The sequence below is a fragment of the Bacillus sp. P14.5 genome, from assembly GCF_003316765.1.
GTDB lineage: Bacteria > Bacillota > Bacilli > Bacillales > Bacillaceae_B > Rossellomorea.
Genome location: NZ_NIJF01000116.1, coordinates 261,355 through 284,376, shown reverse-complemented (window position 1 = coordinate 284,376; position 23,022 = coordinate 261,355). Strand labels below are relative to the sequence as shown.

Here is a 23,022-nt window from a genome sequence, read left to right as displayed (position 1 = left end):
TTGTCTGGTGACATGCTGAATAAAAAACAGCTCTTGTTAAATTTCTCTAGGCTTCCACGTCATTATAAGGCTTGGCAGCATAACCTTTCATTCTTCTGAAAATCCATAAGCCTACCGCAAGCAAAATCAACACAATGGAAATCACTTGGGCGATCCGGAGCATTTCTGTCAGCATCAAGCTGTCCGTGCGCATTCCTTCAATGAAGAAACGGCCGATTGAATACCAGATAACATAAGACAGGAAGAGTTCCCCCACTCTGAGATTCAATTTCCTGCGGATGACCAGCAGCAAAATGAACCCGGCAATATTCCAGAGCGACTCATATAAAAAAGTAGGGTGATAGTAAGCACCGTTAATATACATTTGATTCACGATAAAGTCAGGCAGCATCAGGTTTTCCAGGAACTGGCGGCTCACTTCCCTGCCGTGGGCTTCCTGATTCATGAAGTTACCCCAGCGGCCGATTGCCTGGCCTAGTATGATGCTCGGTGCCGCGATATCAGCAAGCTTCCAAAATGACAGCCCTTTAGCTTTTGCAAAAAAGTAAGCGGTCGCCACGGAACCAATCAAGGCTCCGTGAATGGCTATCCCGCCATTCCAAATCTTAAAGATATCACCTGGATTTTGCGAATAATGATCCCATTCAAAAGCAACATAGTAAATGCGGGCACAAATGATCGCTATCGGAATCGCCCACACAATCAAATCGATGAATGTATCTTTCGGAAATCCCATTCGGTCGCTTTCCTTCACAGCGAAATACAACGCCAATGCAATGCCCAGCCCGATGATCAACCCGTACCAATGAACCTGAATCGGCCCAAGATCTAACGCAACCGGATTGATCGGTGTAATTGTAGACTCCATACCTCAAACACTCCCATTCTACATATCAAATCATTACTTGATGTTATTTATTCATTAACGCGCTGCTTCACTAAGAGGGACTGTCCCTGCTGCCGCTTTAACACGGTCGTTTACGAAAAGGGACTTTCCCTTGCTACACAGTAACGTATCACCGCACTGAAAGAGACTGTCCCTTTCAATGCTTTAAAGGAGTAAAGCTAGTTCTAGAAATCTTCCTGGTCTCCGTCTTCAATGACGTCACTCAGACGGTTTGTGAATTGTTCGGCGGCGTTGACTCCCATTCTTTTCAGACGGAAGTTCATGGCAGCCACTTCGATGATGACAGCAAGATTTCGCCCAGGACGGACAGGGACCGTCAATTTGGTGATATCAGTATCAATGATCCGCATTTTTTCTTCTTCCAAGCCCAGTCTGTCATACTGCTTGGTTTTATCCCAAAGCTCGAGATTGATGCAGAGGGTGATCCTCTTGTAGCTGCGGACTGCTCCTGCTCCGAACAGCGTCATGACATTGATGATGCCGAGACCGCGGATTTCCAGCAGATGTTCAATCAGCTCGGGAGAACTTCCGACAAGCGTATCAGTGTCCTCCTGGCGTATTTCCACGCAATCATCCGCGACAAGGCGGTGGCCTCTTTTAACAAGCTCAAGCGCAGTTTCACTTTTACCAACGCCGCTTTTCCCTGTGATCATGACACCGACACCATAAATATCGACAAGAACGCCATGGATAGCAGTCGTAGGTGCGAGCTTGCTTTCAAGGTAGTTGGTCAGCCGGCTCGAAAACCTTGTCGTCTTCAACGGGGTTCTCATGACTGGCACGTCACACCGGTTGGATGCTTCGATTAATTCTGGAGGAATTTCCATATCACGGCTGATGATGATGCCGGGTGTAATATCCGTGCACAGCTGATCCATCCTTGATTTCCGTTGAATGTCATCCAGTTTTTCAAGAAAACTCAATTCGGTTTTACCAAGAAGCTGGATTCTCTCTGCGGGATAATAATCAAAATAACCGGCCATCTCCAGACCCGGCCTTGAAATATCGGTCGTGACAATCGGACGGTGAAGGCCTTCCTCGCCGCTGACCATTTCAAGATTAAACTTCTCAACAATATCTTTTGCGCGTACTTTTGCCAAAAAGAAGTCCTCCTTTTTTTATCTTCAAACGTTTATATGTATCGAACGTTTTCCACCAGGATTATTTTTACCTGCTGCCCCGTGTTTCAATCCATTTTTAACAGTGCAGCCATAAAGAATTCATTCTAACCCATTTTAGCACTTTTCAACGGCGGACTACCACCTTCGCAAACCTTCTTTTTATGGAATAGGTGTCCAAGACTGCCGTGAAATCCTATATATAGAATGAAAATCAAGAGAAGAGGTGGGAAAATTGAAGATTATCATTGATGCAGGACACGGTTACAGCACGCCCGGAAAGCGCAGCCCCTCTGGAATGAGGGAGTATGAATTCAATAGGGAGGCTGCCTTGGCGGCAAAAGAGTTACTCCTTTCCTATGAAAAAACAGAAGTCTATTTCACTCATTCCGATAAAGAGGATGTGAGTTTAAAAAGAAGAAGCGACTTCGCCAACAGAATGAAAGGCGATGTCTTCATCTCCATCCATGCCAATGCCTTCGGAAGCGGCTGGAACGATGCTCATGGTGTGGAAACCTATGTATATCAAACGAAACCGGCAGCTGCGCTAAGTCTTGCAAATAACATCCAGACCAAGCTGACAGAAAGGACAGGCCTTAAAAACAGAGGCGTAAAGGCAGCAGACTTTCATGTTCTCCGGGAAACCGAAATGACGGCGGTCTTGGTGGAATGCGGATTTATGACCAATAAAAAAGAGGCAGAGCTCCTCAAAACGCCTTCCTACCGCAAAACCTGCGGGCAGGCTATTGCACTTGCATTAGCTGATCACTATAGGCTTGCCAAAAAAGAGAGCAGGCTATACAAAGTTCAGGCAGGAGCTTTTTCAAGAAAAGAAAATGCAGAGGCATTGCTCAGCAAATTAAAAAGGGCGGGATTTGAAGGGTTCATCTCTAGGTCTTGACTCCCCACCGCCTTTCATCCAAATTCCAATCGCGGTGATTCCTAGCCAGCAGATAAACTCGATCAAAACAAAAAAGAGCGGGAAGCAGCTATGCTTCTCACTCTTTTTTCTTCTTCATAGGTTCAATAACCGCTTTTTGAATCGCGATATTGACAATGGAAAGTATGACAGCGGCGAGTAAAGCCATTCCGAAGCCATCCATCTCAAAGCTGCTTCCCATTATACCGTCAGTCAGCCATAAGGTGATTGCGTTGATGACAAACAGGAACAGCCCAAGTGTTAAAATTGTCGCGGGCAGTGTCAGCAGAATCAGGATCGGCCTTACCAGCACATTCAAGATTGCCAGAATGAAGCTGGCAATGACAGCCGCCCCGAAACTGGATACTTCGAACCCATCAAAATATCCGGCCAGACTGACAAAGACCACCGCATTGATTAAAATACCGATCAGCCATCTCATTCAAGTTTTACTCCTTCTTATCTTTTAGGGAGTACAAACGCACCGATAATATAAGCAAGACCTAACGGGAAAAATCCTGTCGGGAAAAGCAAAATGACGAAGATGATCCTCAATAGGTTAGCGCTCATGCCAGTTTGTTCGGCAATACCGCCAAGCACTCCTGCCAAGACCTTATTTGTTCGTGAACGAGCTAATGCCATTCAATTATCATCCTCTCTTAAATCTTATGTTCTGTCCTACATATCATTCTTCACTTCTGATTTTTTTATGACGACAGAACCTGTTTTTGTGTGAGCAAAGATATGAAGCTTCTTATCTGAGTCACTTTCTTTAGAAAAGTGAACATGCTTTTGTACCACTTCATTTTTTTCTTCTACTATATTTATACCCTCCATCTCGATCTTAAAACTGCCGAGGTTGGACTTTGCCTCACCTTTGATTCCGATGTTTTCCGGTACATACAAGTCGATTCCGCCTGTTACCGCCTTGGCGTGAAGGGTGTCTGCTCTGTCGCCTCTCAGGCAGCACACAATTGTTCCGTTCAGTGACTGAAGGTCAGTCTCTGCGACATCGCCTTCCAAGTACACCTTCCCATTAATGGACTCAGCTTCCACACTGTCTGAGATGATGTTGGCTAAGTGAATCGCCCCGTTGGAAGTGTCCACTTCTATGTGCCTTGTTACCATATCCTTCAATTCAACTTTTCCATTAGCGGACCGTACCTTGAAAGAGTCGGCCTTCACCCTTTCGGAGCTGACAGTTCCATTGAGGACCTTGATTGATACTTTTTCATACTGAGAAGCGGGAATATAAACCTTCGTATTCACCTTCATCCACTTCAGCTCTGTGGACAACCGCACCTTTCCATTTTCAATATAGAAATCAGTATTGGCCAAGAAGGATCTGCGTGCCTCTTCAATATCATCTGTCCTGTACACCTTCACCTGGCATTCGACTCTTACTTCATCCTGCTCCCAAGGCAGGACCTCTACCTTGCCGTTCGCTACATCCACGGCTGCTTCCTTCAACGCTCCCACTTCGGTTTCCTGGAAAACATGAGAAAGCTCTATTGATTTATTAAATTCGAAATCCAAATCGAAATTTTTCACCTTATTCAAAGCGGATTGGAAAAAGTCAATCAGCTTATCCTTGCCGTTGTTGTTTGTATACGTTGTTTTTTCACCATAATCATCCTGATAGTCTTTCTTCTCTCCCGTAAACAGATTCGCAAGGTCATCCAGGAGATCCGTTTCTTTTTCTTTATAAGGTTGTTTTTCTTTATGGGAAGAACCTTCTTTGTCCAGCGCTTCAAGCAGTGTCAGGGCTTCCTTTGTCGAGAGCTGTCCTTTTTCAACCATATCCAAAATGCGTTTACGTTCTTCATTCATACCTCTTCACTCCTTCAAAGTTATAACAGTACCTTTATTCCCTTATAAACATTCCATATAACTACGATCAATGATATGAGCAGCGAAAAACCAATGGCAATGAACATAAAAACCGGTATACCGTTTCCTGCCGACAGAAGTCCAATGTCAAAGAAAACCCCTGCAACGACAAGCGGCATTGCAATCAACGGAACCAAATGAGATAAAAAGGCTGATTTTGCATGCCTTTTCGTTTCAGGCTGGTCCGACAGGAAATACACAATGATTGGAAAAATAAATCCTGCAAAGAAAATGCTGAAATAACTAAGAGATGACAGCAGTCTGTTCGTCTCCAAGGAAGTCACTCCTCTCTCTATTACTAATATTTACGATGTGACTTCCCAAAGGTTTCACTATTGAAGCAAATTTTGTTTTCTTACTTGGTTTATTACCTCTTTTTTGCACGATGTTTTCGCAAAGGTTGTGGCTGATAAAAAAATCGAGTTCTGCTCCAACCTTCCTAAATTAAAGGGTAATAGGGGTATCCATTTCGGATCATCAATCTTTTAAATAGACCCTTTCGGTATATATATCATCCCATATTTTCATCAATTCTCCCTCCATCTTCAGGCTGATAAACCATACGTACCAAGATGTGTTTTTTAGGATTTCCGCTTTATCGAATTAAAGCACTGAAAAGGACTGTCCCTTTTCACACTTTAAAGGATTAACGTGCTATATTAAAAAGCCAGCCCCCGCATCCGAGGGCTGGCTTCGCTGCTATCGGCTGCTGCCAACTTCTTCTTTTTCTTTAATGCGTTTCTCCATCCTGGCCCGGTCTCGTTGGAGGACGGGTTTCAGGTATTTCCCGGTATAGGATTCAGGCACTTCGGCCACTTTTTCCGGGGTGCCGGAAGCGACGATTGTGCCGCCTTTGTCCCCGCCCTCTGGACCGAGATCAATGAGGTAGTCCGATGCTTTAATGACATCCAGATTATGCTCGATGACAAGTACTGAATCGCCGTTCTCCACTAGACGCTGCAGAACAACGAGCAGGCGGGAAATATCATCCACATGCAAACCCGTTGTCGGCTCATCAAGGATGTAAAGCGAACGGCCGGTTGAACGGCGGTGGAGTTCAGACGCCAGCTTCACACGCTGCGCTTCCCCTCCCGACAAGGTTGTCGCAGGCTGGCCAAGCTTGATATAGCCGAGCCCCACATCAGCAATCGTCTGCAGCTTGCGGCTGATTTTCGGGATGTTTTCAAAGAATTGCAGAGCATCTTCAATTGTCATTTCGAGTACATCTGCAATATTCTTGCCTTTATATTTCACTTCCAGTGTTTCACGGTTATACCGCTTGCCGTGGCATACCTCACAAGGGACATAGACATCTGGAAGGAAGTGCATCTCTATTTTGATGATTCCATCCCCGCGGCAGGCTTCGCAGCGTCCGCCTTTGACGTTAAAGCTGAAACGCCCTTTTTTATAACCGCGTACCTTGGCTTCATTGGTAGTCGCGTAAACATCACGAATATCATCGAACACCCCGGTATAAGTAGCTGGATTAGACCTTGGTGTCCTTCCGATTGGTGATTGGTCGATATCTATTACCTTATCAAGATGCTCGACACCTTTGATCTGCTTATGCAGCCCTGGCTTCGACTTGGCTCTATGAAGCTGCTGTGCAAGAGATTTGTGAAGGATCTCGTTGATCAATGTACTTTTACCAGATCCTGATACTCCCGTTACGGAAGTGAAGATGCCTAAAGGAATTTTCACTTTTACGTTTCTCAGGTTGTTTTCCTTCGCGCCCATTATTTCGATGAAGCGGCCATCCGGCTTCCTTCGTCCGACCGGAAGCGGAATGAATTTTTTACCGCTGAGATACTGCCCTGTCAGGGAATTGGAATCATCCATGACTTCCTGCGGTGTTCCAGCTGAGACGATTTCTCCACCATGGACTCCGGCTCCCGGACCCACATCGATCAGGTAATCTGCAGCAAGCATTGTATCTTCATCATGCTCGACGACAATCAAGGTGTTTCCGATATCGCGCATGTTCTGCAGAGTCGAAATCAGGCGGTCATTATCACGCTGATGAAGCCCGATAGATGGTTCATCAAGGATATACAGGACACCTGTTAAGCGTGACCCGATTTGAGTCGCCAGCCTGATGCGCTGGGCTTCCCCGCCTGAAAGCGTACCGGCTGCCCTGCTGAGCGTCAGGTAGTCCAACCCGACATTATTCAGGAATCCAAGCCGCTCGCGGATTTCCCTCAGAATCAACTTAGCAATCTTCATTTCTTTTTCGGACAATTCCAGCCCGGCGAAGAATCCTTCTGCTTCTTCGATTGAGAAAGCCGTCACTTCTCCTATATGGAGGGAGTCCACCTTTACGGCCAGGCTTTCCGTTTTCAAACGGTGTCCTTTACATTTAGGGCACGGTCTCTGTCCCATGTATTTTTCCATCTGCTCACGGATGTAGTCCGAACTTGTCTCTTTATAACGGCGTTCTACATTACTAACGACACCTTCAAATTCGATATAGTTCTCGCGGACTTGTCCCCAGTCATTTTCATAACGGAAGTAAACTTCTTCACCTTTTGAGCCGTAAAGCACTTTATCAAGCTGATGCTTCGGCAGGTCTTTAACAGGGACATCCATATCGATGCCAAAGTGATTGCAGACCGCTTTTAACAGCTGCGGATAGTATTGAGAGCTTGTCGGCTCCCAAGGGGCAATTGCATTCTCATTAAGCGTCTTGTCCCAGATGGGAATGATCAAGTCCTCGTCGACTTCCAATTTCGAACCGAGCCCGTCACAGCTTTGGCAGGCTCCAAAAGGACTGTTGAATGAAAACATTCTAGGTTCCAGTTCACCAATCGAGAATCCGCATTGAGGACAGGCATGGTGTTCACTGAACAAAAGCTCCTCTTCACCGATCACATCGATGAGGACCCTTCCGTCTGCCAGCCGCAATGCTGTCTCAAGGGAGTCGGAAAGACGGGCTTCCACGCCTTCTTTCACCACTATTCGGTCAATGATGACTTCTATGTCATGCTTTTTATTTTTCTCAAGCTCGATATCGTCTCCAAGATCCAGTACTTCTCCATTGACTCGGACCCTTACATATCCTTGCTTTTTGATATCCTCAAGCGTTTTGACATGGGTCCCTTTTCTGCCGGATACAATCGGGGCCAAAACCTGAAGCTTGGTCCGCTCCTGATATTCCATGATTCGGTCAACCATTTGCTGGATCGTCTGCGAACTGATTTCAATCCCGTGAATCGGACAGATCGGCCTGCCGACACGGGCGTAAAGCAAACGAAGATAATCATAGATTTCCGTGACTGTCCCCACCGTTGAACGCGGGTTTCGGCTTGTAGTCTTCTGGTCGATTGAAATCGCCGGGGACAACCCCTCGATGGCGTCGACGTCCGGCTTATCCATTTGTCCGAGGAACTGCCTGGCATAAGCAGACAGGGACTCGACATATCTTCTCTGGCCTTCAGCATAAATGGTATCGAAGGCCAAAGAGGATTTACCGGAACCGGACAAGCCCGTCAATACGACAAGCTTATCCCTTGGAATGGTAATATCTATATTCTTAAGGTTATGAGCTCTAGCTCCTTGAACTACAATTTGATCTTTAGCCATTACTGGTCATCCTTCCGCTTTTAACTCTAGAACTGTGTCACGCAGCTGTGCGGCACGTTCGAAGTCCAACGCTCTCGCTGCTTCCTTCATTTCTCCTTCTAGGCTTGCAATAAGCTTTTCTCTCTCTGGTTTTGTAAGCTTTGCTGTTTTTTTCGGTGTTCCTTCATACTCCGCCTGGTCTTCTGCCGCATAGGTGGCACGGATAAGGTTCGGAATGTTCTTCTTGATCGTCTGCGGAGTGATTCCATGTTTCTCGTTGTAAGCTTTTTGAATTTCACGGCGGCGGCTTGTTTCATCAAGCGCCTTTCTCATGGAATCAGTAATTTTGTCTGCATACATGATGACGTGACCGTTGGAATTACGTGCAGCACGTCCAATGGTCTGGATAAGGGAACGTTCCGAGCGGAGGAAACCTTCTTTGTCTGCATCCAAAATAGTGACAAGCGAGACTTCCGGAATATCCAGTCCTTCCCTTAACAGGTTGATTCCGACCAGGACGTCATACTTGCCCATCCGCAGGTCACGCAGAATTTCAATCCGCTCAAGAGTTTTGATTTCAGAGTGAAGGTACTGTACCTTTATACCGATTTCCTTCAAATAAGCAGACAAGTCTTCAGACATTTTTTTCGTCAGTGTCGTTACAAGAACCCGTTCATTCTTCTCGATCCGCTCATTGATTTCTCCAATCATGTCATCAATCTGCCCTTCAATCGGACGGACATCGATCGTTGGATCAAGCAAACCTGTCGGACGGATAATCTGCTGAATCATCTCAGGGCTGTGCTCTTCCTCATAAGGCCCCGGTGTCGCTGAGACATACACAAGCTGATCCACTTTCTTTTCAAATTCTTCAAATCGCAGCGGACGGTTATCCATCGCTGAAGGCAGCCTGAATCCGTGATCGACCAATACTTTCTTCCGCGCCTGGTCACCATTAAACATTCCTCTGATTTGCGGAAGGGTCACGTGTGACTCATCGATGACAATCATGAAGTCATCAGGGAAATAATCCAGCAGGGTATAAGGTGTCGACCCGGCAGGACGAAGGGTCAAATGGCGTGAATAGTTTTCGATTCCTGAACAGAATCCCATCTCCCTCATCATTTCCAGGTCATATCTTGTTCTCTGCTCCAAACGCTGCGCTTCCAGAAGTTTATTTTCTTCTCTCATTATTTTTAGCTGTTCTTCAAGCTCCTGCTCGATATTCCCAATGGCAACCTTCATTTTTTCTTCGCGGGTAACGAAGTGGGAAGCCGGGAAAATCGCGACATGATCTCTTTCTCCGATGATTTCTCCTGTCAGTGAATCCACTTCTCTAATGCGGTCAATTTCGTCTCCAAAAAACTCGATCCGCATGCAGTGCTCGTCTTTAGAAGCCGGGAAAATCTCCACGACATCGCCCCGCACCCTGAAGGTACCGCGCTTGAAGTCAATATCATTCCTCGCATATTGAACATCGACAAGCTTCCGCAGCAGCTGGTTGCGTTCTATCTCCATGCCCGTTCTTAATGAGACAACGAGATTTCTATATTCCTCTGGAGAACCGAGACCGTAAATACAGGAAACACTGGCAATGACGATGACATCTTTCCGTTCGAATAACGAAGATGTTGCCGAGTGCCGCAGTTTATCGATTTCATCATTGATGCTTGCATCTTTTTCTATAAAAGTATCTGTCTGCGGAACGTATGCTTCCGGCTGATAATAATCATAGTAACTGACAAAATACTCTACCGCATTGTCAGGAAAAAACTCTTTGAACTCGCTGTAAAGCTGCCCTGCGAGCGTTTTGTTATGCGCGATGACCAGTGTCGGCTTATTGACTTCCTTTATGACGTTGGAGACGGTAAAGGTTTTACCTGTCCCTGTCGCGCCAAGCAGGGTCTGATGCCTTTTTCCATCACGGATTCCCTGGGCGATTTCTTTGATTGCCGCGGGCTGGTCCCCCTGCGGCTCATAATGAGACTTTAACTGAAATTGATCTTTCACCATCCTGCCTCCCGTTCAACTAAACTTATATATATATAAAATATACCCTGTTAACGGCTGCTCTAAAGCTTTTGTTTGGAAAATAGCTCTTTTGAATATATTTTCACTTTAATCCTGCTCTTTTCGAAAGGCTGTTTTTGCATAGAGTGCGTCTTTTGAGAATTTAGGGTTTACGCTCCCAACCTTCTGTGGAGAAGGAGGAGGAGAAAAAAGTAGCATTCCTATAAAAAAGAGCATTTCGAAAAAATATGAAGCCCTGCCTTCCGGAGGGTAAAATCATCAATAGCGTAACGATAACTTATTTTCGTTACTCCCATTCTACCACAGGCACTATGTAAATAACCAACAATAAGCGAACAAAAGTTCGTGTTTGCTTTTTACCTCTATAGGTTTCTCAGGGTTGATTAAGGTGCCTTTAAGTTCACAAAATAACATCCCATAACACCACTCCAAAGGCCTGGCCATTAGATCCTCATTAAAAACGAATCCAGTTTTTCATGAAACTCTTCGTGTTCTTCTAAAAATGGATAATGATTACTTCTCTCAAAAACAACCAGTTCTGCATCTCTAATCCCGCCTGCCATTTCAATTGAATATTCCAAAGGACATTGAACGTCATGCCTGCCGCACATTATCAGAGCAGGAGCACTGATCAGCGGAAGTTTCCTTGTCACATCAAATACCTGAAGCTCTCTGTTCATGAAATTCATTCGTACAGCGGACAACTTTTTATGTATGCTTTTACTGAAGTATTCTTCATACTTTTCAGGATTATAAAGTGAAAGCTTCGTCCTATTAACCGAGATTTCTTTTCTTTCTTCTGCGGATAAGTCCGGCTGCTTAAGTCTTTCATTATAATTCTGCATGAGTTGAAATTGAGGATGGGAGGAGTGGTAGATGCACCCCTCGGAGAAGGTGAAATAATCCCGGGCAGCCGCACCGGCGATGACCAGCCCTTTAAGACTGCTGGAGAAATAGATTCCATATATGATACCAAGCATCCCGCCTGTCGAATGGCCGGCAAATATCCATTGATCCTGGCCCATTACCTTCCGCACCGCCTCTAAGTCAAAAATGGTCTCAAGCAAGCTGAGCTGATAGGGTTCATGGGCTTTTTCCGACTCTCCCGCTTCCCGTAAATTGACTAAGATGACCTTGTGGGTCTTGGTGAACTCATCAGCAAAATAATCGCCGGTTTCATTAAATATAGAATAATGATGGGTCACGCATAGCAGTTCCCCCTTCCCTGCAGTAAAAATCTCGAATGAACCCCTCTCTGTCTGCAAAAGGTCTCTTTGCCACTTTTGCATAGAAATTGCCTCCTCATGATCATTCTTTTCTGCAATCCTTTAAAGCGCGAAAAGGGACTGTCCCTCGTGCTTTAAAGGGTTAAAGTGAGGCAGCCAGATTGCTGAATTCTCTTAGATAGTGGAGATAGTTGTCTCCTCCGTAGTTGTACCGCTTGTTATACATTTTAACTATCACCATATTTTGTTCAGGGACGACAAGTACTGTCGAACCAGTTACACCCAGGATTTGAAAGGAACCTCTTGGCACCTTTTCACCCAATTCACTTTGAAGGGCAGGTTCTCCTTGGACAAACCAGAAAAATCCGTTTTGCGGAAGATTTTTATTTTCATAGACAGGACTTTGAATGGACGTGGCGAGCTTAATCACTTCTTCCGGCACAATCTGCTTCCCATCTGCCTTACCAAGATTTAAATGCAGATTCCCCCACTGCGCAATTTCTCTTGCGGAAACAAACAGATTTTTGTCGGTTCCATCAGTTGTAGAACCCAGCGCGGAGTCCGCTCCTTTTTCCGGGTCCGTAATCACTTCAGCGAGATTTTCCTCAGAGGTTATTTCCCAGCCTGTCTCTTTGAAGCCCAGCGGATCAAAGACCCTTTCTTTTAGCAGCTGCGGAAAGCTTTTTTGAAATAATCTACCTGCAAGCTCTGTCATCATTCTTATATTGATGCCTCTGTATGCCCAGCTTTTTCCCGGCGGAAATTCACGGAAAGGTACTCCTTCCTCAGTGGTATGCAGGCCATGGGAATGGGTAAGGAGATGCCTGATCGTGGTTTCTCCCAGCAAACCGGTGTCCCATTCTGGAAAATACTTTAGAGCTAAGTCATCCAGACTTTCGATTTTCCCTTCATGTACAGCAAAGGCAACTGCAAGCCCCAGATAGCTTTTGCGTGCCGAAGCAATATTGAATCTGGTTTTGGCGGTGACCGGCCTTGCCCCTGAGTAATTGGATTGAGTTCCGCTGTAATGCTCAAGCACCGTCTGGTTATCTTTCATAATCAGAAGAGCAGTACCAGAGCTGTGATTCTTTTCTTTGATATTTTCAACCCACGAAACAAGGTTTTCATACATAGGTAACCTCTCCTTTTCTTCGATACTTACTGTGTTCTAGAAAGAAATCCCCACACCTTGTTAATAACTCTGTTGATAATCTGTTGATTATGTGGATAGAATGTTGATAATCTTATTTTTTGTTAATATCTTGTGTGTAATTAAATTTTATAGAAAATAATTTGTGGAAAATTATTCGTTATCCACAATAAACAGCAGGTTATCCACTTTTTTAAAAAAACCTGTGAATTATAAACAATATCATTTTAACTTAACTCCTGGTCATCACAAAACACCCCATATCCAAAGAGAAACCTATTAGGACCCAGGGTGAGAATCCGGCCGTTGGTATCTTTCCTGAACAGCCTTCTATAAAAATAAAAAAGCACCTGACGGGATCAGGGCTTCAGCTTTGATTTTTTGCTCTATTTCTCATTCGGTTACTGTACCAAAAGCCGGCTGTCAGGGATGCAGCATCAACAACGATCAGGGCCCATGTATCTGTATACCCTTTATATACGGAGGCCGCTATCAGGGCAACAGTCAGCACCAAACCGACAATATGGTTATAGGTCACCCTTGTGAATAGGACTACAAGCAGTCCGGGCAGGAAAATGCCCAATATATATTTTGAAACCATTCGTCTCTCTCCTCAGAACTTCTGTTAATGTCATTTTAACAGAAAACAATTTAGAAGAGATACTTATTCTTTCGGAGAGTTGAATCCTTCAACAATTTTCTTTGTCATTTCACTGAGCTGTTCATGAGGAATATTTTTTTCTGAAAGCATTTCTGGAAGGATGTCGTTGAGGAAAAACTGCACGCTGTCCATTTCATGAAACTTCAAGATCGTAGCGAGCGCTTCTTCGTAAATTTCCAAAAACAGCGGCTCCGGATTTCCTTTTTGAATTTCACCGAACGATTCATACAGCAAGTCAATTTTATCCGCTACGGAAAGGATCCGCCCTTCAAGAGTGGAGTCTTTGCCTTCTTTAAATCGCTCCCTGTAAACATCCTGATACTCATCAGGGAATTCCTGTTTGATGAACTTGCCGATCATTTCTTCTTCAACCTCGCTGAACAGCCTTCGCAGCTCCTCTGAGGCATATTTGACAGGTGTTTTGATATCCCCTGTAAAAAGCTCCGCATAATCATGATTCAAGGCTTTTTCGTATAACGCCTTCCAATTGACGGCATTTCCTTTGTGTTCCTCGACCGTCCCAAGGAATTGGGCAATTTTGGTGACTTTGAATGAGTGGCTTGCAACATTATGATCCTGATATTTAAATCTTCCAGGACACCGGACAAGCTTCTCCACGTCTGAAAGACTTTTAAAATAATGATGAATCCCCATGTAATCCTCCTCCCGGTGAAACTAGTCTCTATTTTGATTATTCATTATACCCCTTTTCATTCCCTCTTCAACATTTTTTTAACATAGTAATATACAGCTTTATTAAAGGAATTAGAAAAAAGTGTCGGGAGCTGGTGCTTGGCATTTTCGATAACAACAAGCTCGTGCTGCGGATGCTCCTTGTATAGCTTGTATTGGTTATTGATCCAATCCGATTTGGCTCCATAAATGAGCAGGAGCGGAACTTTAAGGTCAAGAATGCGATCCGTACAGTTATAATATAGCGATTGTTTATAGAAGTGATACCAAATGCTCCGATTCGCTTTTTCCATGTGCTCATAAAGTTCGTCCTCTGCTTCCGGCGTTTTGGCGTGGGCTTTGGATAAAACGGAAAACATCAGCTGCGGACGCTCTTTGATGGCCTTCATCCCAAGAAGGTGCATCACCTTCAGCCGGACGGTCTGTACCTTGGGATATCCTCCCGCCAATATAAGAAGCTCCACTATATCCATATACTTATAGGTGAACTCTTGCGCAACCACTCCTCCGGCCGAATAGCCCAGAAGAACACATCTGGAAATGGAGAGATGATCGAGAATGGCTCTGATTTCCTCTACATATGTTTCAATACTGACGTAGTCCGCTTCATTATAAGAGTCGCCATGCCCGCTGAGATCGGGAATGATCAAACGGAACTTTTCCTTTAAAGGGTTCTGATAAATGAATGACTTACGTCCGAGTCCAGGCGGATGAATCAATAATATCGGAGTCCCTTCCCCGTAATCTTCAAAATACAGCTCTCTATCTCTGAAGTCACAATACCCCATTCCACTCTCCCCCTGTCCCAATATTACTTTTAGCTTTGGCAGAACACCCCCATAACATACAAGCTTTAGGACTTTAAAACACTGAAAGGGACTGTCCCTCTTAGCGCTTTAAAGTCCTGAAGCTTCGGTAAAAAAGAACCTCCCTTATCCAGTAAGGGAGGTTCCGACTCTCAATTATATGATCAAGCTTGCGATGTAATAGGATGCTTAAAGTTTTCCGGCAGAACAAACTCTTTAGACGGCTTCACGAACAGAACTTCATCACCTCTAAAGGCCTCTGTCGTTATCTGTGATCCGGTTGGGACTGTAAAGTGGAAATTCACCTTCCTTACTTCTGGCGGAGCAATTTTCGCGGCTGCCGCCTGCAAATCCACCTCTTTACTCGTAATTATGTCAAATATATGAAGTGTTTCTCCTTCGACATCCATAAGAATGATCATTTCCTCCTCCGGCCAGAAGAAAATGTTCTGAGGAAATACATATGTACAATAAAACATCAGCAGCTCAGCGGCATCAGTCGTGGTGAATCGCCTGGTCAGCGGAATTCTTTTTTCCGCACATTGAAAAATGAAACGTATATCTTCTTCCTTCTGCCCATCCAGCTTGTTCAGGAGAACTCCTTCTCCTCCCCCGGCAAGCTTCATGACAGGCTGCTGCTCTTCCACTGCGTGAAAGCCAAATTTAGGATAGAAGTCCAGCACTGTGCTGTTGGCAAATAAATACATGGCATCAACATACTGATAATCCTCCAATACCTTTCGCATCAACGCACCGGAGAGTCCTTTTCCACGGTAATCCTTATGTGTCATCACTGTACCGAGCTGAACCGCTCTCTTTCTTTCACCTTCAACCATCATATTAATCCTGTTCACCGAAACATTGGCAATGACCTTATCTCCGTCCAAAAAAGAGTATGGCTCATATTTATCCGTCCAGAAACCCTTGTTATACCAACTCTCAAAGTTGATGCCGAAAACTTGAGCAGCCAGAGTATTGAAGCTCCCCCTCAAATCAGCATTATCCCTGCAGCCTTTTACGAAAGTGTAACCGTTCATCTCCATCCCCCCGCTACCTCAAAATTCTTCACTTTAACTTTAGCACATTAACACTGTGTAAGGGACTATCCCTTTTAGCGAGTCAGTGCATTAAAGCAGTCAGCACATTACACGTTAATTCATAATAAAAAACCGCACCTCCATTCAGGGTGCGGTTTTCGGCTTATTTCAAAGTTGTTGTGATTGGCGCTTTTTTGCCGCCCTTTGGTGTCAGCCATACTTCCAATGTGGTCGCATCTTTAAAATCTTCTCCCGGAGGAAGCTCGATTGTATAGGTAAGCTCTTCACCCTGCGCCAATGTTTCTGTACCTAAGACCTGCATGAAGGCCGCTGCACTTGAATATAAAAATACGGTTTCACCCGAAGCGTCTTTCACTGCGTAATCATAACGCTGAGAACTTGTAAACTCGAAAGTCACTTCTTTTTCCGTCTGATTCTTTACAGTGTAAACAAACTTTCCATTTTCATTTTTCGTAATGCTTGGTTCGATTTCACCTGCCACTATGCCCTGCCCCCCATCTTGCTTGGTGTCTTCTTCGCTGTTTTCTCCGTCATTCTGCATTCCATTTTCCACTTCTTCCACTCCGGAGTCTTCTCCCTGCTCAACGCTCATCCCGCAAGCGGCTGTCATGGACATCATGAAGAGCACCATCATAAAAGTTAAAAAACGCTTTATCATGTATTTACACTCCTTTCCATAAATAAAACCTTGTTAATGAAGTGGACGATACCAATCCAGAGAAAGTTACATACTTTTCTAAAAATAGGCTTACATAAAGCAAAAGCCCTATGAGAATCACACTTCCCATAAGGCCTTACTTCACACAAAATGATAACCGACTTCAGAGGACCATTCACGCTCTTCCTCTACAAAAATGATCCCCAGCTCATGATGATCACCCTCGTAAAGCGCCCCTTGCGCAAAGCGAATCTGGCCGTTCGTATCGATTACTTCCAATTTACAATAAGCACGGTTCTGCTGAAGAGCTTCGTAAAACTCCTCCTCTGTCTGAACCCTGAAGCCATTCACTTTAGTAATCATTTCTCCGGAAATCAGGGACATTTTTTCAGCCGGGGAACCAGGCAGTACCGCCAAGATCATAATCCCCTGGGATTTCCTTGAAAAATAATAGGATTTCTCACTATCCTGTTTCCGATGTCTATAAGAAATCCACTCACGTCCGGCAATGGCCATCGCGGCTCCCGCTATTGAGATGTAGGGAGCATAATAACCCGCCACCGCAACCGTTAAAACAAGGGCACCCAGCCAGAAGACACGGTTTCCTGTTTCTTTGATGCTGATTTGAGGAAGAGTGCTTCTGACCAACTGCCTAAATCCTATCAGGAAGGGAAATAGAATAAGAGAGTAGGTGTTTGATCCCAAGGTGAAGACCGGCCACCAACCCCAAGGCAATTCCAGTGAGCCGACTGGAATCAGGAGGAACATAGGCACAATCCAAAGCCTCTTTCCTTCTTGAGCACCGACTTTGAGGCCCCGGGAGCTCTTTATCAACCTGGGAGAAGTTTTCTTTCCTCCATTTAAATTGATCAAGACCCCCTCGATCAAAAGAAGTGTCCCCAGTAAAACGACAACAGCATTCAGCAAGCCATCATTCAGCTGCTCGAAATATGTATTGAATAATGGCATTTCCACCTTGAAATATCGCAGCGCCAGAAGCACAAAATAACCTATTCCGACAGTAAACGCTGGTGTCAGCAGCCTAATCTGGAAGGTCAGCGCCAACAGGACAGTAACGGCCCCTATCACTAATAGTCCGCCAAACGGAATGACAAGACCCGCACCGACAGTCAGTAGTGAAAAGCCAAGCCCCAGCAGGATACCCATCGGAAATAGAAAACGCAGCTCGTGGTACACATCAAAAATTCTGGTTTTAAGCTCCCGTCTCTCTCGTTTCACGCGATAGAAGCCGATGAACAAAGCAAGTATAATAGAAAAATAAAGCAGCGGGTTCAGAAACAGTTTTCCTCCTGCTTCCAATACCTCCTTAAGCCAAAGCTGTACCAATGGTATCCACCATCCTCAACGTGTTAACCTTTTCTATCATTTTAACAAATAGACTCTATAAAACCTATTTATATTTGTCTTTCTTGCACTACTAAATTTTCCAGCGCTCGACATTCATATATTTTCCCGGGAAATATAGAGGAAATTGCAAACAACTGGCGAAAGGTAATGTGATTATTGTCAGGAGGAATGTCAAATGAGCGTCGTTGTTTACTGGAACCATGTCGGAAGAGAGCATGGAGGATTAAATTATACAAAGGATATAAGACATAATAGTGAAGAAGTGATTAGCAATGCCCTTGCCTTGAAAGAAGAATATGCTTTGAAACAAGTATATTGCCATCGTTTTCTTGTTCTGGAGGAATCACTCATCATTGAGCTCCCCCCTGAAAATTCCCCTAAAGATTTTATCATCATTTATATGCTGGATCTTGGTCTTCAATTTTCCTATGGCTTTAAAAGTTCCCATCACGGTTGGCTGATCGATATTGTTCAATTTGAGAGGAAGCCAAATGGTCTTCTGTGTGTGCATGATTTGTTGATTGATATCCGGGTGTTTGAGGATGGAAGCTATCATGTGGTCGATATGGATGAGTTTCATGAGGCCTATCGATTGGGGGTGCTTTCGGGCGAGCAGGTGGGACATAGTTTAAAAGCTCTTTCTTATTTACTTGGCAAACTGAATAATAAGGAATTTCCTTTACCCCGCCTTGAGGAGTTAAAGAATAAATATTATTAAAGGCTGTTTTCACAAAGAAAGTGTGGATTTCCGCTCCAGTCCTTATATGTAAAGACGAGGAGGCTAAAATAGCTTTCAAAAGCAACAATCTTTTAGAAAGGTTCGTAAACTTTGTTGCTTTTTTATATGAATTTGGTAAGATGACGCCATAATTCATCAAAAGATTTGCTCATCCCCAATAGAGAGAACAATCCTAGTATTCGGGAAAAAATCCGTGCTTTTTGGATTTTTCCGAAAGCCACAATTTATGCGAAAACAGCTCTTAGAAAACAGCCTATTAAAAAATCCCTCCTAAATTCAGGAGGGATTCATCATTTCGAATTATGCTCTTCTTCTAACCCAGTAGAATGCACCGGCAAAACTAATTAGCACAAAGCCTAATAGCAATAAGCTGTAAACGTCCGTTCCAGTCTCAGGAAGTTTAGTATCCTTTGACTCTTCAACTGGAGCAGGAGTACTGTCAGTTTCTTTTGTTTCTTTATCTTGATTTGAAGAATCATCAGATTCACTGTTATCATCCCCACTTGGATCTTGGACAGGCTGAGTGTCTTCATCCGTGTCAGGATTTGTACCAGCTGTTTCCATTACAGCAAATGTGCTGAAATGATCAGTCTTGGCTGACACCTTTCCATCCTTGTAAACTCCACCAACTAATTCCCATTCATTGGTCTCTTCGTTGAAGTAGAATACTTTAAGGTTTTCTGTATTTTTCACCTTTGTACTATCAATGGTGAATACAAGCGTCATTTCCTCTTCAAATTGGTGAATTGCTTCATTATCCACCGTAATGGTGAAATCATAAGCAGCAAACGCTCCTTTTACTTCAACTTCAGTAACAGTGATCTCTGCTGATTTCCCTTCCGGAAGGTTCATCGCAGGAATCTTTACGGCCACTTCTCCGTTGTCCACTTCCAAATGAACATTTGATTCTTGAAGCTCCGCAATTTGTTGAGCTGTCAAGCTGACAATTGATTTCATCTCTTTGCTGATCATCACTGTTAACACCGAGTTACTTTCTAACTGATCGATATCTTCAATGTTTAGAACATACTTCCCGTTTTTCTTTTCAGCTTCAATTGTCTTATGGTTATCTTGTTCTTCATTTGATGGATTTTCATCTGAATCTGTTTGATCTTCATCTTCATCTCCATCTTCAGATGCTGGATCTTCCTCTTCTTTTGAAGCAGCAGCAATGTCAGATTCCATTCTTGGCTTCAACTGCATAGTTCCATTGAATTCTCCAACTACGCCGGTGACATCAACTGAATCTCCATTAGCAAACGCAAATGAATCATAAGATACGCCCGCACGGTTATCGACGCGTACAAGAACAGACTCTCCGTCCTTAACAGCGTTGAATTCAAATGTTCCGTAGCTGTTCACTTTTTCTAAATCAGCGATAGTCACATTTTTAACTACTGCAAGCTTTCCTTCATTCTCATCATTTACTTGATCAATATCCAGTTCAATTGGATCTGGAACACTAACACTGTCAATGATTTCAACATCACCAATCAGATTGTTCAGTTGGAATTCACCTGCAGAATCAACTGTGATTCCTGTAACTTTAATGTGATCTCCAAGTTCTACATCTGCACCATTCACGAAGATGCCTGATGTTTCATCTTGTACATAATAACCGTTGCTGCCCCATACTCCAGGAGCTGCTGTTACAACGCCTTCAATTGTCACTTGTTTTTTCGCACCAGCATCACGTGCCTCTTGGATCGTTACCTCTCCAAGATCCTCTGTATTTACCTTAATAGCCTCGATTCGTCCTTCTCCTTCATTTGCATAGACGATTGGTTCCATTTCAAAGCTCTTTACATAATCCACTAATGCCTCGACATCTATCTTCCCATTCACAACATTTTTTCCATATTGTGAAAGAAGCTTGTAGTCACTGTGTTCTGTATTTTCATACATATAATTATTGACTACTACAGAGTATGTTTTGTCCGGCTCTAATTCACTGCCATCAGCCATAAACACATCCACGATTTCATTTTCAATCGGATTCCAAGTATACCTTGCGCCTGCAATGAATGAATCCGGTCCATAATTAGGGTCCAGCATCGCTCCCAGGATTTCTTTGAATTGATCGCCTGTAACCTCGACCTTCACAAGATAATTTCCGAATGGAGTGATATTGAAAAGTTCTCCCCAAGTGATAGGCCCTTCTTCCAATGGGTTACGCACTCCTCCGCCATTCATCAAAGCAAAGTCGCTTTCCATTGATGCTTTCATAGAATCAGCAAGCAGGTTCCCCACTCCAGGATCACCGTACTGATCCTTTGTTGGATAACTTCTGTCAAGTGTCTGAGCTGAGTTTCCAACCAGTTCGTTTTTCGTTTCCTCAACTAAATCTTCGTATTTTTTAAGAATTGCCCCTACTTCAGTATCAGGTTCTGCTCCTTGTTGGACAACCTCAACAATTTCAGCAGACTTTTGAACGATATCTCCAGTTGAGCGGTCAATTTCTACATCTACATCAGCAAAAGCTTTTCCATATTCCCAAGCCTGGACAATCAATTTATTGTCCACTACCGCATTTACTTTCTGATGATTATGGGCGGCATAAATGACATCCACTTCATCATCCACTGACTTGGCTAGGTTCGCTGCATCACCGGCAGCCCCCTCGCCATTTTGAGTGGCAGGCATATGCGTAAGTACCACGATGGCTCTGACACCTTGAGCTTTCAGTTCTGCCACTGCTTTGTCTACAGCAGCCGCTGGATCAGTAAACTCAATGTCAGAAATCCCTGAAGGAATGACCATAGTGGCTGTTGCAGGTGTATTGACACCGATGAAACCTACTTCCACACCGTCAACTTCTTCAATTGTATAGGCATCCAGAATTGTCTCTCCGGAGTCCTTCCAAACACAGTTTGCACACAGCATCTTGGTATCCATTCCGCTGTAGTTTTCCGTACCTTTTCCTTCTGGATGTTCTCCTCCATTTACCATGCGGAGAAGTTCTTGAGTTCCTTCATCAAACTCATGGTTTCCAACAGTCCCGATATCAAAACCGATGGAATTCAGAATTTCCACTGTCGGCTCATCTTGGTATAATGCTGAAACAAGAGGACTTCCGCCAATCATGTCCCCCGCGTGGAGCATGAGTGTGTTAGGGTTTTCCTGTTCGCGCTCCCTCATGTAAGCTGCAAGATAGTCAGCTCGGCCATAATCCAGACCATCACGAGCAGTCGTTAAATCAATCATTCCGTGCAGGTCGTTTGCACTTAACAGCTGAAGGGAGACAAGGTCGCCGCTTGGTACTTCTGGAGTTTCTTCGTCAGTTTCTTCAACAGCAGGTGTGTATCCTTGTTCTTCAGCTTCTTCTGGAGAGCTAAAGAAAATACGCTTTTCGACCGCAACTTCGGCCCATTCTTCAGGTTCAACATATTTCATGGTATCTGAGTTTCCTACAACACGTGAGAACCCTTTTTCATCATCATTGGCACGGAATTCAAAAGGAAGTTCCAATAACGGATTTTCCGGATTCCAAATGCCAATTTCCTGTTCCTTTGCTGTTTTAACAGCCGATTGGTATTCCTCGTACTCTTCTTTTTCGCCTACAGGCCAGATGAAATAAGTTACCGCATATCCTTTTTCAACCATTTCCAGGTTAATATTTTTTCCATCTGACTTGCGGATGACCTGCGCAAGAAGCCTTCCGTAATCATCCATCGGCTCTTCCCCGATTTTAATGATGACTTCATCGCCTTCTTGAATCAGGGTTTTGATGTATTCAGTTGCTTCCTTGCCTTTTTCAAGCTGGTTGGCACTGAATTCATCTCTCGCAGGATCTGAATTATGAGCCGCATAAGTCTCAGGCGTGTCGATATTCAGAAAACGCACTTTCGTGGATCCCAGTACAGGATCAGAAAGGTTAATGGTATCTCCATCAACGACTCTAGAGACCTCTGAAGTATACTCTCCTGCAGCGGATGGCGCTTCAGGCTGCTCATCTGCTAATTTCAGGTCTCCTGCTTTACGCGGAAGGATCTGATAGGAATCATACTGACTGAGTATCCCTGTAACTTCATACCATTTTCCAGACTCTATAGAGTCAATGCTGTTTGTTTCTTCAATAACACGCAGTGTAGCTCCGTTATAATCCTCATCTAGAAGGTTGACGTTATATCCGCCTCCAACAGGAGTGGCAGGAACATCTTTTACAAAACCATTCACTGTTACAAGCTGGCCTTCCAATTCCTCTGCTTTCTCAGCAGATTGCAATTCTTCTAGTGTGATT

General features: G+C 44.2%; 19 protein-coding genes. 2 read left to right on the top strand and 17 right to left on the bottom strand.

The window, feature by feature from the left end:
* Window positions 1-46: 46 nt before the first annotated feature.
* Both lgt and hprK read right to left on the bottom strand, forming a co-directional pair.
* Window positions 47-868, bottom strand: a complete 822-nt coding sequence (gene lgt / locus B9Z54_RS23750; RefSeq protein WP_113930804.1) for a prolipoprotein diacylglyceryl transferase — start codon at window positions 866-868, stop codon at window positions 47-49.
* A gap of 203 nt (window positions 869-1,071) precedes the next feature.
* Window positions 1,072-2,007 (bottom strand): HPr(Ser) kinase/phosphatase, encoded by a 936-nt coding sequence (gene hprK, locus B9Z54_RS23745; RefSeq protein WP_113930803.1) that lies wholly within the window; start codon window positions 2,005-2,007, stop codon window positions 1,072-1,074.
* A 244-nt stretch (window positions 2,008-2,251) separates the two neighbouring features.
* Between hprK and B9Z54_RS23740 the strand changes: the two genes are divergently transcribed.
* On the top strand, window positions 2,252-2,926 hold the full coding sequence (locus B9Z54_RS23740; protein ID WP_345840766.1) for an N-acetylmuramoyl-L-alanine amidase: 675 nt from the start codon (window positions 2,252-2,254) through the stop codon (window positions 2,924-2,926).
* Window positions 2,927-3,023: 97 nt separating this feature from the next.
* On the opposite strand, the gene B9Z54_RS23735 is transcribed toward B9Z54_RS23740, so the two are convergent.
* The 14 genes from B9Z54_RS23735 to B9Z54_RS23670 all read right to left on the bottom strand — a co-directional run bounded on the left by B9Z54_RS23735 (window position 3,024) and on the right by B9Z54_RS23670 (window position 18,022).
* Entirely contained in the window at window positions 3,024-3,386 is a 363-nt protein-coding gene (locus tag B9Z54_RS23735; protein ID WP_113930801.1) for a phage holin family protein, read from the bottom strand.
* Window positions 3,387-3,403: 17 nt separating this feature from the next.
* Window positions 3,404-3,586 carry a PspC domain-containing protein gene (locus B9Z54_RS23730; RefSeq protein ID WP_113930800.1) on the bottom strand — a complete coding sequence of 61 codons (183 nt, stop codon included), beginning with the start codon at window positions 3,584-3,586 and terminating at the stop codon, window positions 3,404-3,406.
* Window positions 3,587-3,622: 36 nt separating this feature from the next.
* A complete protein-coding gene (locus B9Z54_RS23725; protein ID WP_113930799.1) occupies window positions 3,623-4,774 on the bottom strand; it encodes a DUF4097 family beta strand repeat-containing protein in 1,152 nt (383 codons plus the stop codon).
* Window positions 4,775-4,794: 20 nt separating this feature from the next.
* Window positions 4,795-5,118 carry a magnetosome magnetite crystal formation protein family gene (locus tag B9Z54_RS23720; protein ID WP_316247211.1) on the bottom strand — a complete coding sequence of 108 codons (324 nt, stop codon included), beginning with the start codon at window positions 5,116-5,118 and terminating at the stop codon, window positions 4,795-4,797.
* 415 nt (window positions 5,119-5,533) lie between these two features.
* Window positions 5,534-8,413: an excinuclease ABC subunit UvrA gene (gene uvrA, locus B9Z54_RS23715; protein ID WP_113930797.1), complete on the bottom strand. Its 2,880-nt coding sequence runs from the start codon at window positions 8,411-8,413 to the stop codon at window positions 5,534-5,536.
* A 6-nt stretch (window positions 8,414-8,419) separates the two neighbouring features.
* A complete protein-coding gene (uvrB, locus tag B9Z54_RS23710) occupies window positions 8,420-10,402 on the bottom strand; it encodes an excinuclease ABC subunit UvrB (RefSeq protein ID WP_113930842.1) in 1,983 nt (660 codons plus the stop codon).
* A 464-nt stretch (window positions 10,403-10,866) separates the two neighbouring features.
* On the bottom strand, window positions 10,867-11,712 hold the full coding sequence (locus B9Z54_RS23705; protein WP_113930796.1) for an alpha/beta fold hydrolase: 846 nt from the start codon (window positions 11,710-11,712) through the stop codon (window positions 10,867-10,869).
* A 79-nt stretch (window positions 11,713-11,791) separates the two neighbouring features.
* Window positions 11,792-12,781 (bottom strand): serine hydrolase domain-containing protein, encoded by a 990-nt coding sequence (locus B9Z54_RS23700; protein WP_113930795.1) that lies wholly within the window; start codon window positions 12,779-12,781, stop codon window positions 11,792-11,794.
* Window positions 12,782-13,166: 385 nt separating this feature from the next.
* Complete coding sequence (locus tag B9Z54_RS23695; RefSeq protein WP_113930794.1) at window positions 13,167-13,400, bottom strand: CsbA family protein; 234 nt, start codon at window positions 13,398-13,400, stop codon at window positions 13,167-13,169.
* 63 nt (window positions 13,401-13,463) lie between these two features.
* Window positions 13,464-14,114, bottom strand: a complete 651-nt coding sequence (locus B9Z54_RS23690) for an HD domain-containing protein (protein WP_113930793.1) — start codon at window positions 14,112-14,114, stop codon at window positions 13,464-13,466.
* A gap of 56 nt (window positions 14,115-14,170) precedes the next feature.
* Window positions 14,171-14,941, bottom strand: a complete 771-nt coding sequence (locus B9Z54_RS23685) for an alpha/beta fold hydrolase (RefSeq protein ID WP_113930792.1) — start codon at window positions 14,939-14,941, stop codon at window positions 14,171-14,173.
* A 182-nt stretch (window positions 14,942-15,123) separates the two neighbouring features.
* Entirely contained in the window at window positions 15,124-15,996 is an 873-nt protein-coding gene (locus B9Z54_RS23680; RefSeq protein WP_162785348.1) for a GNAT family N-acetyltransferase, read from the bottom strand.
* A gap of 163 nt (window positions 15,997-16,159) precedes the next feature.
* Window positions 16,160-16,675 (bottom strand): BsuPI-related putative proteinase inhibitor, encoded by a 516-nt coding sequence (locus B9Z54_RS23675; RefSeq protein ID WP_205207759.1) that lies wholly within the window; start codon window positions 16,673-16,675, stop codon window positions 16,160-16,162.
* A gap of 141 nt (window positions 16,676-16,816) precedes the next feature.
* Complete coding sequence (locus B9Z54_RS23670) at window positions 16,817-18,022, bottom strand: PDZ domain-containing protein (RefSeq protein ID WP_113930790.1); 1,206 nt, start codon at window positions 18,020-18,022, stop codon at window positions 16,817-16,819.
* A gap of 196 nt (window positions 18,023-18,218) precedes the next feature.
* Here B9Z54_RS23670 and B9Z54_RS23665 point away from each other — a divergent pair, with 196 nt between their 5' ends.
* Window positions 18,219-18,761, top strand: a complete 543-nt coding sequence (locus B9Z54_RS23665) for a DUF402 domain-containing protein (protein ID WP_113930789.1) — start codon at window positions 18,219-18,221, stop codon at window positions 18,759-18,761.
* Between the two features lie 321 nt (window positions 18,762-19,082).
* Here B9Z54_RS23665 and B9Z54_RS23660 read toward each other — a convergent pair whose 3' ends face one another.
* Window positions 19,083-23,006, bottom strand: a complete 3,924-nt coding sequence (locus B9Z54_RS23660) for a 5'-nucleotidase C-terminal domain-containing protein (protein ID WP_113930788.1) — start codon at window positions 23,004-23,006, stop codon at window positions 19,083-19,085.
* Window positions 23,007-23,022 lie beyond the last annotated feature (16 nt).

Coding starts and splice junctions, on each gene's coding strand:
- B9Z54_RS23735 (WP_113930801.1), bottom strand. CDS start 3,386: ATGAGATGGCTGATCGGTATTTTAATCAATGCGGTGGTCTTTGTCAGT.
- B9Z54_RS23730 (WP_113930800.1), bottom strand. CDS start 3,586: ATGGCATTAGCTCGTTCACGAACAAATAAGGTCTTGGCAGGAGTGCTT.
- B9Z54_RS23665 (WP_113930789.1), top strand. CDS start 18,219: ATGAGCGTCGTTGTTTACTGGAACCATGTCGGAAGAGAGCATGGAGGA.
- B9Z54_RS23695 (WP_113930794.1), bottom strand. CDS start 13,400: ATGGTTTCAAAATATATATTGGGCATTTTCCTGCCCGGACTGCTTGTA.
- lgt (WP_113930804.1), bottom strand. CDS start 868: ATGGAGTCTACAATTACACCGATCAATCCGGTTGCGTTAGATCTTGGG.
- B9Z54_RS23705 (WP_113930796.1), bottom strand. CDS start 11,712: ATGCAAAAGTGGCAAAGAGACCTTTTGCAGACAGAGAGGGGTTCATTC.
- B9Z54_RS23675 (WP_205207759.1), bottom strand. CDS start 16,675: ATGATAAAGCGTTTTTTAACTTTTATGATGGTGCTCTTCATGATGTCC.
- uvrA (WP_113930797.1), bottom strand. CDS start 8,413: ATGGCTAAAGATCAAATTGTAGTTCAAGGAGCTAGAGCTCATAACCTT.
- B9Z54_RS23690 (WP_113930793.1), bottom strand. CDS start 14,114: ATGGGGATTCATCATTATTTTAAAAGTCTTTCAGACGTGGAGAAGCTT.
- B9Z54_RS23725 (WP_113930799.1), bottom strand. CDS start 4,774: ATGAATGAAGAACGTAAACGCATTTTGGATATGGTTGAAAAAGGACAG.
- B9Z54_RS23700 (WP_113930795.1), bottom strand. CDS start 12,781: ATGTATGAAAACCTTGTTTCGTGGGTTGAAAATATCAAAGAAAAGAAT.
- B9Z54_RS23680 (WP_162785348.1), bottom strand. CDS start 15,996: ATGAACGGTTACACTTTCGTAAAAGGCTGCAGGGATAATGCTGATTTG.
- B9Z54_RS23685 (WP_113930792.1), bottom strand. CDS start 14,941: ATGGGGTATTGTGACTTCAGAGATAGAGAGCTGTATTTTGAAGATTAC.